Source organism: Okeanomitos corallinicola TIOX110 (assembly GCF_038050375.1).
GTDB lineage: Bacteria > Cyanobacteriota > Cyanobacteriia > Cyanobacteriales > Nostocaceae > Okeanomitos > Okeanomitos corallinicola.
In genome coordinates, this window is sequence record NZ_CP150886.1 from 2,846,179 (window position 1) to 2,858,487 (window position 12,309).

Genomic DNA, 12,309 nt, shown 5'->3' on the forward strand with positions numbered 1-12,309 from the left:
AAAAGATTTTGACCAATTACCAATTACCCATTACCAATTAATTACCCAAAAACTCCCACAGCTTCTGTAAATAAGTTTCTGCATCTTCCAACATCGGAAAATGTCCAGTTTTAGAAATAACAATAAATTCAACTTTGTTATTTAATGAAGCTGCGTGTTCCCCCATTTTGGCAGGGATAATTTGATCATATTCCCCCGCCACCAGCAAAGTGGGTACAGTTAAATTAGCAAATTCCTGGGGCATTGTTTCCGCTTGTTCTTTGCTTACGGAAGTAAAAATTGTTCCCAACGCCGTATCATAATCAGCATCAATAAAATCTTGTAAAAAGGCTTGTCTTTCCGATTGAGGAATAGGACTATGTAAAAATCTAGCCATAAACATCCTATCCGCTAAGGGTATTTTCCCTAACCATTGCGGACGGAATTTAACTACTAAACCACCAAATTTATAAAAAGCAGCAAAAGCTTTTTCGTCATATTCAAAAATCCCACTACAGGTTAAAATTCCCTTTTCTACCCTTTGGGGATAACGATTAAAAAATAAAGTTGCAACGGAAGCACCCATAGAATGGGCATTAATATAAACACGTGGAAGTTGCAGCGCATCTAACAAAGCTGCCAAATCTTCTGCGTATGCTGTTAATTCATAACTTAAATTACTGCCATCTGGTAGTTGAGCATGGGAGCGCCCAAAACCCCGCATATCATAAAGTAAGCAGTCAAATTCTGATGATAAAGCCTGGGCTGTAGTTTGCCAATATCTCGAAGAACCCGCCCAACCATGAACAAAAACCATCACAGGTTTTACCCCACTGGATGGTTCTTTTATCCACTCGTAATAATGTTCAACACCCCGAACTTTTATATAAGACATAATTTTGAGGGAATAGGGAATAGGGAATAGGGAGAGGGGAAGATGGGGAGAGGTGGGAGAAAAAAGACTTTTACCAATACCCTCTTCCCTGTCACCTGTCCCCAATTACGCTGACTCCGGTTTTGGTAATGAAGAAGGATGTACCAACAGTTCCGCAGTGGAACGTTTTTCTACCATTTCCCTAGTCACTGTACAATGTGCAACATCTTTACGGGATGGCAATTCATACATCACATCTAACATCAATTCTTCCACAATACCTCTTAACGCCCTCGCGCCGGTTTTCCGACGATAGGCTTCTTGGGCGATCGCTTTTAAGGCATCTTGTTTAAAATCTAACTGGACATTATCCATCTTCAGTAATTTCTGGTACTGCTTCACTAAAGCACTACGGGGCTGGGTTAAAATTGCCATGAGTGCATCCTCATCCAAGGGATCAACTACAGCCACCATGGGAATTCTGCCAATAAATTCTGGAATCATGCCAAATTTAACTAAATCATCTGGTTCTAGATGACGCAGTGTTTCCGCTGCCCGTTTTTCTTTGGATTGCCCTTCCCCTGGCTGCACAAAGCCAATTGACTTTTTACCTACTCTCTGATCTACTACTTTTTCTAAACCCAGAAAAGCACCACCACAGATAAACAGAATATTACTTGTGTCAATTTGGATACAGTCTTGATATGGGTGTTTACGTCCGCCTTGGGGTGGAACATTAGCAATTGTACCTTCTAACATTTTTAGTAAGGCTTGCTGTACTCCTTCACCAGAAACATCCCTGGTAATGGAAGTATTTTCACTCTTACGGGCAATCTTATCTATTTCATCAATGTAAATAATTCCTCGCTGTGCTTCCTCTACATCCAAATCTGCTACTTGCAGGAGTCGCAGTAAGATATTTTCTACATCTTCCCCTACATAACCAGCTTCTGTCAGAGTTGTGGCATCAGCGACAGCAAACGGCACATCGAGGATTTTCGCCAGGGTTTGCGCTAGTAGAGTTTTACCGCAACCAGTCGGACCCATTAATAAGATATTAGACTTTTGTAATTCTACAGAATCATCCGCTCCGGCTTTTTCACTACCTTTAGACTGAACAATGGCCAGTCGTTTGTAATGATTGTAAACAGCAACAGAAAGAACTTTCTTAGCTTCGTCTTGACCAATGACGTGTTCATCTAAATAGTTTTTAATCTCTCTGGGTTTCGGGATTTGATTAAATGAGAGATTAGCAGAACTGGTACGACGTTTTTGGGGTGGTTCTGACTTAGGTGCTGGTGGGGAGGCCGCAGCATTTGTATCTAGTAATTCTTCATCCAGGATTTCATTACACAAGTCAACGCATTCATCGCAGATGTAGACTCCCGGACCTGCGATTAGTTTACGCACCTGCTCCTGAGACTTGCCACAAAACGAACATTTTAAATGGGAGTCATATTTAGACATACCAAGCCTCTTATTTCAGAATGGTGACGTTTTCCCCTGCTGAGGGTATATTTTGCCTTGAAATAACCTGATCAATCAAGCCATAGTTTTTAGCTTCTTCTGCGGACATAAAAAAGTCTCGCTCTGTATCTGTTTCAATTCTTTCCAAGGGTTGGCCAGTGTGGTCAGCCATCAATTGGTTCAATTTACCCTTGATGTAAAGAATTTCTCGCGCTTGAATTTCGATATCAATCGCTTGTCCTTGAGCGCCACCAAGGGGTTGGTGAATCATAATTCTCGAATCAGGTAATGACATTCTTTTACCTTTTGTCCCTGCTGTTAACAAAAATGCACCCATGCTTGCAGCTAGGCCAAAACAGATGGTGACAACATCAGGGCGTATTTGTTGGATTGTATCATAAATTGCCATTCCTGCGTACACTGAGCCGCCAGGAGAATTGATATATAGTTGAACATCTTTTTCTGGATCTTCAGCATCAAGGAACAGCAATTGAGCCACAATAGAGTTAGCTACTACGTCATCTATGGGTGTTCCCAAAAAAATGATTCGTTCTCGTAGTAGACGGGAGTAGATGTCAAAAGCCCTTTCTCCCATACCAGATTGTTCTACTACCATCGGTACAATGTTGTTAGGGCTGCCGTTGTTACAGCTAATACTGATGGGACTCAAGCTATTGATTGGGTAATTTCCCGACTGCGATACAAGCATACAAAAATATTTAACAATAATTGGGACAAAGATGTGAGCTTTTGAGACAGCTGCTTTCAGGCTGTGAATTTGTATTTGAGCTATGTGTTAACCACTATTATGCCTTATATTAAGTTTTTCCCGCAGAAGTTGAGGGTTTCTGGGACAGGTGATAGGTGACAGATAATTTGTATGAATCACCAACTACCCTAATACCTATTACCCATTACCCATTACTTACTATTACCTGTTACCCATAGTCTATTCCCTATTCACTATCAGATTCATCAGCATCTGTTTCCTCTTCTTCTTCTTCTTTGCTGCTGAGAGAACCTTCAGGTAAAAGTTCTACAGTTGAATTAGCTATCAACCAGTCTGTGATTTTCTCATTGACTAGTTGAGCTTCTACGGCTGATTGCAGTCTCACAGGATCTATATCCTCATCTGCATATTGTTCTAAAAGTTCTTTGACTTTAGCCGCAACTTCTTCGGTGGTAACTTCGATAGATTCCCGTTTACCAATTTCTTCCACAGCTAGAGAACGTGTTAGTCTTTCTATGGCTTCAGGCTGGGAACGCTCCCGTAATTGGGGCAAAATATCCTGAGTAAATAGCTGTCTGACATCTAGTCCCTGTTCTGACAATTTCATAGCTGTTTGTGTCAGCATGGCATCAACTTCTTTATCAATCAAGGTAGCTGGTAAGTCAACTTCTACATGATTTAACAATTCTGCTAATAAAGCTTCTTGTTGATTGGCCTTAGTTTGATCTTGAGCTTCTTTTTGATAACGTTCTTCTAAGGATGCCCGTAATTCTGCCAAAGTTTCAAAATCACTGATTTCTTGGGCGAAATCATCATTTAATTCAGGTAGTTCTTTTTCCTTAATTTCTTTAAGTGTCACCGTAAATAGTGCGGGTTTACCAGCTAACTCTTCATTAGCATAAGGATCGGGAAACTGTGCCGAAATTTCTCTAGTTTCTCCAGGGTTCATCCCTACCATCCCCGCAATAAAACCAGGGATAAATTTATCTTCCTGTAATTCTACTTGAAAATCCGTTGCTTCTCCGCCGGGAATTGGTGTAGGTTCAGACTCTTCTTCCCCTTCTGCTGGTGTAATCACACCTGTAAAATCAACTACTGCTACATCACCTATTTGGGCTGCTCTTCCTTCTACGGGAATTAGGGTAGCCAGTTGTTGACGTTTTTCGTCTAATATGTTGTCTACTCTTGTAGGATCATATTTGACTTCTTCTGCTTTAACTTGGAAACCAGTGTACTGGTTGAGCTTTATTTCTGGCTCTACATCCACCGCTGCGGCGACAGTCAAAGGCTGTCCTGGTTCGTAATTGTTGATCAAATCATCAAAGGAGGAGCGTAAGCGCGGTTGGCCAATGGCTGGAATTTCCTCTTGTTTAACTGCTTCCTCGACAACTTCCGGAATTAATTCTTCCAGTGCAGATGCTTTAATGCGGCTGACTCCCAGGCGCTGTAATAATATCTGCCGGGGTACTTTACCTCTGCGAAACCCAGGAATATTTACAGTACCACTTAATTTTTTAATGACCTGTTCGTATTTTTGTTTGGTAATTTCCGCTGTAATCTCTATGTCTAGTCCAATTTGACTTTTCTCAAGTTTTTCCTGGGTAACTTTCATGCTTTGTCTCTATTTTTTGGTATTTTGATCTTGAGAGTACACATAAGAAGCTGTTCGCTGGGCTTCTTCACTTTATATCTCATGCTGGGAATTTAATTATGTCTTGTTGCCATGATTAAATCCGTTTATTGAGTCTGCACTCTTGAGCAAATATCCAGTGTACCGCCAATAGCACAGGACTTAACACTTTTGCTGCAATATCTTTACTAATAGCATTTCTCAAGCTGTTTTTTAATGTCTTGAAGGTTTGTACATTTATTTTTACAATAAAAACCGCTTAACTATTTTTTGCTGTGTCTATATTTGGAGGAATTAGCAACAAAATTTTCTCCAACTTGCTCAGGCTGTGCTATTATTTCAGGATATTATCTCTCCATACAGTACAATTTTGGTTTGTCATAATGGTTTCACACCAAGGAAGATTTCCAGAATAGTCTGTTTCCAGATAGTCAATATGGTGTTATTAATCGTGTTTATATAGTTAGGTTAAACAAAGCAATTGATGTTAACAAAATTTGATTTGTTAATTACGGTGTCAAAACCTTGACTTTGAAATTAGTGTATACAAGGGAAAAATACTGCTTAATTAACATAGCTTAATTTTTTAACTTATGTATCTTAACTCCTATTTGAGAATTTGCTGTATAGTAATATATAGTTTAATTATGTACAGATTAAACAATAATTATTGTCAACTAAAATAAAAACACTAAGTCAATTGAGAATGTCTAACAAAATTATAGATACCTAAATAAATTAGCAAGAAATCCATCAGCAATTAAGTAAACAAAGGAATTTGATTACCTGTTACTGGAATTATAGATATTTAGAGTTGTAAAAAAAATCTTATTGACCTCTTAAAGGAGGAGTCTAGTTTGTCTAAGTCCTATCGTGTAGCTATTTTGGGTGCAACTGGTGCTGTAGGTACAGAGTTGCTGGAATTGTTAGCAAGTCGTAACTTCCCCATAGCTGATCTAAAATTATTGGCATCAGAACGGAGTGCGGGAAAAACCCTCAACTTTAAAGGAGAAAACCTGGTCATTGAGTCAGTTAGCGATCGCTCCTTTGAAAATGTTGATATAGTATTGGCTAGTGCTGGAGGTGGAACTTCCAAAACCTGGGCTAGTGTAGCTGTAGAAAAAGGCGCGGTAGTTATAGATAATTCCAGCGCTTTCCGCATGAACCCTGATGTTCCTTTGATAGTACCAGAGGTAAACCCCGAAGCCGCAGCTACTCACAAAGGCATTATTGCCAACCCCAACTGCACCACAATCTTAATGACTTTAGCAGTATGGCCACTGCATCAAGTCAAACCTGTTAAACGGATCATAGCCGCCACCTATCAATCAGCTAGTGGTGCTGGTGCAAAAGCCATGGAAGAGGTAAAAATTCAAACTGCTGCCATTTTACAGGGACAGCAACCTGTGGCAGAAGTATTACCCTATCCTTTAGCCTTTAATTTATTTCCCCATAATTCCCCATTGACAGATGTGGGTTATTGTGAAGAAGAACTGAAAATGGTCAATGAAACTCGGAAAATATTTGGTGATCAAGATATCAGAATTACAGCTACTTGTGTAAGAGTTCCCGTACTGCGCGCCCATTCTGAAGCGATTAACCTGGAATTTGAAACTCCATTTAATCCCGATGAAGCCAGAGCAATTTTAAGCAATGCTCCAGGCGTAAAACTGGTAGAAGATTGGCAAAGAAATTACTTTCCTATGCCCATAGATGCAAGTGGCAAAGACGAAGTTTTAGTCGGCAGAATTCGTCAAGATATTTCCCATGCCTGTGGTTTAGAATTATGGTTGTGTGGTGATCAAATCCGTAAAGGTGCAGCTTTAAATGCTGTACAAATCGCCGAATTATTAGTAGAAAAAAATCTACTCAAATAAACTTTGGTGATTGGTGATTGGAGAAAAAGAACTAATAACCAATGACTAATAACTAATAACTAAAATTAGGAGAGAAAACAAGGGTGGGAGATTTTGGCACAATTATAACTGCTATGATTACGCCTTTTCAGGCAGACGGCAGTGTTAATTATGAAGTAGCTGGTAAATTAGCAGCACATTTAGTTGACAATGGCACAGATTCAATCGTGGTGTGTGGGACGACAGGTGAATCCCCTACTTTAACTTGGGATGAAGAGTACCAGCTATTTGTAGAAGTATTGCAAGCTGTAGGCGGGAAGGCCAAGGTAATAGCTGGTTGTGGTTCTAACTCCACCACAGAAGCGATCGCCGCTACCCAAAAAGCAGCTAGAATAGGAGTACATGGATCTTTACAAGTAGTCCCTTACTACAACAAACCACCGCAAGCGGGACTGTATCACCACTTTCGGGAAATAGCAGCAGCCTGTCCAGACTTGCCAATGTTGTTGTATAATATTCCTGGTCGGACGGGACAAAACCTGAACCCAGAAATAGTAGTGCAATTGGCACAAATCAAAAGTATAGTGGGAGTTAAGGAAGCTAGTGGTAGCATAGAACAAGCTAGTGAGATCCGGCGCTTGACACCACAGAATTTTGATATTTACGCTGGAGATGATTCTCTTACCTTACCTCTATTAGCGATTGGGGCGAAAGGTGTAGTTAGTGTAGCCTCCCATATAGTGGGCAATCAATTAAAACAGATGGTTTCTGCTTTTGATGTTGGTAAAGTCCAAATTGCCACAGAAATTCATCTACAACTATTCCCGTTGTTTAAAGCTTTATTTTTAAACACAAATCCCATTCCTGTGAAACAAGCATTAAAACTACAAGGTTGGGAAGTTGGTTCAGTCCGTTTACCTTTATGGGAAACAAACACAGAAATCTGTCCACACTTAGAAGCAGTGATGCAGAAACTCAATTTAGTTTAAGGACTAATATGTGATGGAAAAACTAGCCAAATGCTGGTTTTCTAGGTTGCTTATAGATAAATTGTAATAATTGCTGCTAAATTGCAATTTCAATATCTGTGCTAAAACTGAAAGATAACGGAATGATATAAGAATCCTTTTCATAAGATGCTCAGGAAAAATTGTCAATTCATTTTTATTTATTCAGGAAAAAATTGATTGGATATATGAAGTCGAAATTTGCTGTTTTGACATTGAATTACATAAGCATTTAATTTTGTCTTTCATAGAAAAAACCCTAACTATCAACTGATTAACAACTCACACAATATCAAGGAGAAAATGGCTAAAAACGAAGCTAATGCTGCCCTAAAAATTATTCCTTTGGGTGGTTTACATGAAATAGGTAAAAACACCTGTGTGTTTGAGTATGAAGACGAAATCATTCTCTTGGATGCAGGTTTGGCCTTTCCCACAGAAGCAATGCACGGAGTAAATATCGTTTTACCTGACACTACTTATCTACGGGAAAATCGTCATAAAATTAAAGGTATGATCGTTACTCACGGTCACGAAGATCACATTGGTGGTATTGCTTTTCACCTCAAACAATTTGATATCCCAGTCATTTATGGGCCAAGACTAGCAATGGCAATGTTAGAGGGTAAATTGGAAGAAGCAGGGGTACGCGATCGCACGGAACTAAGAACCGTAATGCCCCGTGATGTAGTTAGAATCGGTGAAGCCTTTTTTGTTGAGTACATTCGCAACACTCACTCCATCGCTGACAGTTTTACCGTTGCCATTCACACCCCATTAGGTGTAGTGATTCATACCGGAGACTTTAAAATTGACCATACCCCAGTGGATGGTGAAAGATTTGACTTGCAGCGTTTAGCTGAACATGGTGAAAAAGGTGTACTGTGCTTATTGAGTGATTCCACTAATGCAGAAGTACCAGGATTTACACCATCGGAAAGTTCCGTTTATCCTAACCTTGACCGGGTATTCTCCCAAGCCGCAGGGCGACTATTTGTAACTACTTTTGCGTCCAGCGTCCACCGCATCAACTTAATCTTACAGTTAGCTAAAAAGCATAACCGAGTAGTAACAGTTGTGGGACGTTCAATGTTGAACTTAATTGCCCATGCGCGGAATTTAGGTTACATCAAATGTGACGATAGCCTATTTCAACCCCTACATACAGTTCGTGGTTTACCAGATGAAAACGTACTGATTTTAACCACTGGTTCGCAAGGGGAAAGAATGGCAGCTATGACCAGAATTGCCAATAAAGAGCATCCCCACATTAAAATTCGGGAAGGAGATACTGTTGTCTTCTCTGCTAACCCCATTCCTGGAAACACCATTGCGGTGGTCAACACCATTGATAAATTAATGATTCAAGGTGCAAACGTTGTCTATGGCAGAGATAAAGGCATTCACGTTTCCGGTCACGGTTGTCAAGAAGAACAAAAGCTAATGATAGCTTTAACCCGTCCTAAGTTCTTTGTACCTTTCCACGGTGAACACCGGATGTTGATTAAGCACTCCCAAACTGCTCAAAGTATGGGCATTCCCAAAGAAAACATGGTGATTATTCAAAATGGGGATGTGATAGAACTGACAGAAAATTCTATCGGTGTGGGTGCTAAAGTCCCATCAGGAATTGAACTGGTAGATACTACAAGTTCAGGAATGGTAAGTTCTAAAGTGCTGCATGAGAGACAACGCATGGCTTCGGAAGGACTGGCTACCATTGCAGCGGCAATTGATTGGAATGGTAAACTACTGGCTAAACCAGATATCCATTTACAAGGTGTGGTAACCAGTATTGAGAAATCACTGATGTTGAAATGGTTACAGCAACGGATTGAAGAAATTCTCAGTGTGCGTTGGCCAGAATTTGTGACTGGTCAGGGCATGAATGATATAGATTGGGGCGGTGTGCAAGGAATGTTAGAAAAAGAATTAGCTCGTTCTCTACGTCGGGAGTTGCAATGTCAACCTTCTGTAACTCTGTTGATGCAGTTTCCAGATGAAGCTCAAGTTCAAGCTCAAGCTCAAGCGGTTAAGGTTTCTGATGGTAGAAGAAGACGGACTCGTTCTACTGCTGTAGCCTCTTAAAGTTTGAAAGGTTTATTTCACGCAAAGGCGCAAAGGAGCAAAGGTTTCTAAGTGTCTTTGCGTTTTTGTTTGAGAAAATGTTTTTACTTTAACCAATTAAAGAATCATATTCATTATGTGTTCCAATCCAAAACCAGTAGAAATCATCACCCTTTTTCAACGCTAAAGCTCGATATCCACCTGTAATGCGAGCAGACCATAAATTATTACCAACTTTTTTAAAATGTAGAGATGGATGAAATTGGTCGTTTATCCACAAACGATAAGCTTTTTTTGCCTGTTGTTTAATTTTGGGTGGTAGTGCAGAATATAAACGCCAAAATTCAGCAGTTGTCAAGGATTTCATTAAGTGGTTTAACTCGGTTAGCGGCGATATCAGCTTCAGCAAGTTGAATTAATTTATCTAAGCGACCAAATTTAGCATCAGATTCAATTTGTTTATCCCAAACATCTTCTAAGTATGTCTGTAGCCAATCTGCAAGCTGACGCATCTCAACTTCAGAAAGTTGGGTAATTGCTGCTTCGATTTCTGTAAGAGATTTCATAAATTTACCTCCCATAGACTGTTTTTCCATTCTAAATAGGGCTTGCTGAATAAATCTCAAAACATTACAGGTAAACGATTTTAGCGATTTTGACTTTCAAAAAATGCAAGCTTTGATGAGGTGAGAACTGAAAAACCTTGCATTTAATTCCTGCTTCAAGGAAAAATAGTTCCCATCCAACTCTTGAAACTGTCACCTGTCACCTGTCACCTGTCTCCACGACAAGACTTTATCAGCAAACCCTAAATAGTTATAGCAATGGACAAGGCGGTTAGGACATTAAACAGAACTAAAACTTAGACACTCAAAGACTTCTATGACTGTCACCTGCTATATAAAGTTATTTATTCCCAATTCCCATTCCTAGAAAATTGACAACTAACAACTAAAAAAATAGCCCCCTAAAATTAGGAGGCGTGTACAGCCAACGGCTATATTTCTGAACCAGCTTGTGCTGGTTTATGCTTTTAGCTGGCGACGTATTCTTTAACATTGGCTCGACGACGGCGTAAATGTGCAAGAGCTTGATGTTCTAGTTGGCGGACTCGTTCGCGGCTAAGATTTAACCGTTCTCCAACTTTGGCTAAGGACATTTCGTTTCCATCTTCTAACCCAAACCGGAGTGCTAAAACTTCCCGCTGTTGGGGTGTGAGTTCTGCTAACAGGTTGTTGAGGTCTTGGCGCAAGAATTCCTGGGTGGTGTAATGTTCTGGTGATGGACCATCGTCTTCTAACATTTCTTGCAGTTCTGTGTCTTGGTTGTCACCAACACGTACATCTAAAGAAACTGGTTGTCGTGCCATGTTCAAATACTCTCGAATTTGAGCAGGTTCTATTGCTAATTCATGGGCAATTTCAGTGGGTGTTGGTGATCTGCCTAATTTTTGTGCCAATTCGCGCTGAACTTTTTTGATTTTGTTCAGCTTTTCGGTAATATGGATAGGTAAGCGGATGGTACGACCTTGTTGGGCGATCGCTCTTGTGATTGCTTGTCTAATCCACCAGTAAGCATAGGTTGAGAATTTATAACCCCGCATAGGATCAAATTTCTCGACTCCTCTTTCTAGTCCTAATGTTCCTTCCTGGATTAAATCCAGAAATTCCATATTCCGCTTCTGGTATTTTTTGGCAATCGCTACTACCAAGCGCAAATTGGCTTCAATCATTTTTTGCTTGGCTCGCTTACCTTGTGTTACCGTCTGCTGAACTTCCTTTTCTGATTGGTTAACATGAGCAGCCCATTCTGATAAACTGGGTTCATGGTCTAGTTTTTTAGCTAAATCTTCCTTTGCTTCCAGCAATGTCATCATTTGCTGCACTTGCTTACCATAAACAATTTCTTGCTCACGGGTTAGGAGTGGCACACGACCAATTTCTCGCAGATAGGTTCGCACCATATCAGCTGTGAATTTGGCATTTAAGTTTTCATCTTCGGTGTTAACAGTAGACATTGGTGCGTTGTCCTCTACTCTGTTATATAAAACTTACTCAAATTTACACTTCGACAATCTCAATGACCACTTTGAGCTATCCCTGCGGGAAGCTACGGGATACGGTTACTTCCTGCTTAACCCTGGAAGTGTCGGCACTACCCAGTCCACAAGTTTACTGTCTAGCTGACAGCTGTTAATAGATTTATCGCTGGGCTTACTTATCTGAGTGCGGATTTTTAAGGGTGGCATACACATCAATCAATGGACATTTTTTGAGCTACTATAAGCATTTAATTTATATAGCCGTTGTCACGACGGTGCTACCCTGATGGGGTTTCTCCGACCCTTCTTCAATTTTGTAATACCTTAGACTTAGAAGCACACTGGTTGGTTTTCAAGAATTCTTCCTTTCTTGAGAAGCTGACAGCTTTTGCCAAACATGAAGTCAGTATGAGTTTTACTTTTCTATGGTAAGGTAAATCTTGCAGATAGTAAAGAGTGGTGAATAAATCCCTCTATTATAGGCTAAGAATTGCGGGTGGATAAGTTTTGTTTTTTACTTCCTTAAAAGCTCTATATTCATAGTGACGTTAAAAACCCCTCTTCTGTTGCTGGAAAGTGACCGGATAACCGAACTCGTTAAGCGACCTGAATGGAGGGATGTTACGAAATTGTTATTAGTTAGGGTTTGCTGATAAAG

The 12,309-nt window shown here is 40.1% G+C and carries 10 protein-coding genes; 3 read left to right on the forward strand and 7 right to left on the reverse strand.

Annotation, left to right across the window (positions count from 1 at the left end):
* Positions 1–37 precede the first annotated feature (37 nt).
* From WJM97_RS12315 to tig, 4 genes are all read right to left on the reverse strand, one after another.
* Entirely contained in the window at positions 38–874 is an 837-nt protein-coding gene (locus WJM97_RS12315; RefSeq protein WP_353933161.1) for an alpha/beta hydrolase, read from the reverse strand.
* Positions 875–979: 105 nt separating this feature from the next.
* On the reverse strand, positions 980–2,320 hold the full coding sequence (gene clpX / locus WJM97_RS12320; RefSeq protein ID WP_353929099.1) for an ATP-dependent protease ATP-binding subunit ClpX: 1,341 nt from the start codon (positions 2,318–2,320) through the stop codon (positions 980–982).
* Between the two features lie 10 nt (positions 2,321–2,330).
* Positions 2,331–3,029 carry an ATP-dependent Clp endopeptidase proteolytic subunit ClpP gene (gene clpP / locus WJM97_RS12325; RefSeq protein ID WP_353929100.1) on the reverse strand — a complete coding sequence of 233 codons (699 nt, stop codon included), beginning with the start codon at positions 3,027–3,029 and terminating at the stop codon, positions 2,331–2,333.
* Between the two features lie 247 nt (positions 3,030–3,276).
* Positions 3,277–4,662 (reverse strand): trigger factor, encoded by a 1,386-nt coding sequence (tig, locus tag WJM97_RS12330; protein ID WP_353929101.1) that lies wholly within the window; start codon positions 4,660–4,662, stop codon positions 3,277–3,279.
* Between the two features lie 875 nt (positions 4,663–5,537).
* Here tig and WJM97_RS12335 point away from each other — a divergent pair.
* The 3 genes from WJM97_RS12335 to WJM97_RS12345 all read left to right on the forward strand — a co-directional run bounded on the left by WJM97_RS12335 (position 5,538) and on the right by WJM97_RS12345 (position 9,631).
* A complete protein-coding gene (locus tag WJM97_RS12335; RefSeq protein WP_353929102.1) occupies positions 5,538–6,557 on the forward strand; it encodes an aspartate-semialdehyde dehydrogenase in 1,020 nt (339 codons plus the stop codon).
* A gap of 83 nt (positions 6,558–6,640) precedes the next feature.
* On the forward strand, positions 6,641–7,525 hold the full coding sequence (dapA, locus tag WJM97_RS12340; RefSeq protein WP_353929103.1) for a 4-hydroxy-tetrahydrodipicolinate synthase: 885 nt from the start codon (positions 6,641–6,643) through the stop codon (positions 7,523–7,525).
* Positions 7,526–7,846: 321 nt separating this feature from the next.
* The gene (locus WJM97_RS12345; RefSeq protein WP_353929104.1) at positions 7,847–9,631 is read left to right on the forward strand and encodes a ribonuclease J; all 1,785 of its coding nucleotides are present in this window, start codon (positions 7,847–7,849) and stop codon (positions 9,629–9,631) included.
* Positions 9,632–9,719: 88 nt separating this feature from the next.
* Here WJM97_RS12345 and WJM97_RS12350 read toward each other — a convergent pair whose 3' ends face one another.
* From WJM97_RS12350 to WJM97_RS12360, 3 genes are all read right to left on the reverse strand, one after another.
* On the reverse strand, positions 9,720–9,977 hold the full coding sequence (locus WJM97_RS12350) for a hypothetical protein (protein WP_353929105.1): 258 nt from the start codon (positions 9,975–9,977) through the stop codon (positions 9,720–9,722).
* Entirely contained in the window at positions 9,955–10,176 is a 222-nt protein-coding gene (locus WJM97_RS12355; protein ID WP_353929106.1) for a hypothetical protein, read from the reverse strand. The genes WJM97_RS12350 and WJM97_RS12355 overlap by 23 nt, the downstream gene beginning before the upstream one ends.
* A gap of 467 nt (positions 10,177–10,643) precedes the next feature.
* A complete protein-coding gene (locus WJM97_RS12360) occupies positions 10,644–11,627 on the reverse strand; it encodes an RNA polymerase sigma factor, RpoD/SigA family (RefSeq protein WP_353929107.1) in 984 nt (327 codons plus the stop codon).
* Between the last annotated feature and the right edge of the window lie 682 nt (positions 11,628–12,309).

Bases quoted from the DNA above. Each gene is read 5' to 3' on its own strand.
- WJM97_RS12315 (WP_353933161.1), bottom strand. From the start codon at position 874: ATGTCTTATATAAAAGTTCGGGGTGTTGAACATTATTACGAGTGGATA.
- clpX (WP_353929099.1), bottom strand. From the start codon at position 2,320: ATGTCTAAATATGACTCCCATTTAAAATGTTCGTTTTGTGGCAAGTCT.
- WJM97_RS12355 (WP_353929106.1), bottom strand. From the start codon at position 10,176: ATGAAATCTCTTACAGAAATCGAAGCAGCAATTACCCAACTTTCTGAA.
- WJM97_RS12350 (WP_353929105.1), bottom strand. From the start codon at position 9,977: ATGAAATCCTTGACAACTGCTGAATTTTGGCGTTTATATTCTGCACTA.
- WJM97_RS12345 (WP_353929104.1), top strand. From the start codon at position 7,847: ATGGCTAAAAACGAAGCTAATGCTGCCCTAAAAATTATTCCTTTGGGT.
- clpP (WP_353929100.1), bottom strand. From the start codon at position 3,029: ATGCTTGTATCGCAGTCGGGAAATTACCCAATCAATAGCTTGAGTCCC.
- tig (WP_353929101.1), bottom strand. From the start codon at position 4,662: ATGAAAGTTACCCAGGAAAAACTTGAGAAAAGTCAAATTGGACTAGAC.
- WJM97_RS12360 (WP_353929107.1), bottom strand. From the start codon at position 11,627: ATGTCTACTGTTAACACCGAAGATGAAAACTTAAATGCCAAATTCACA.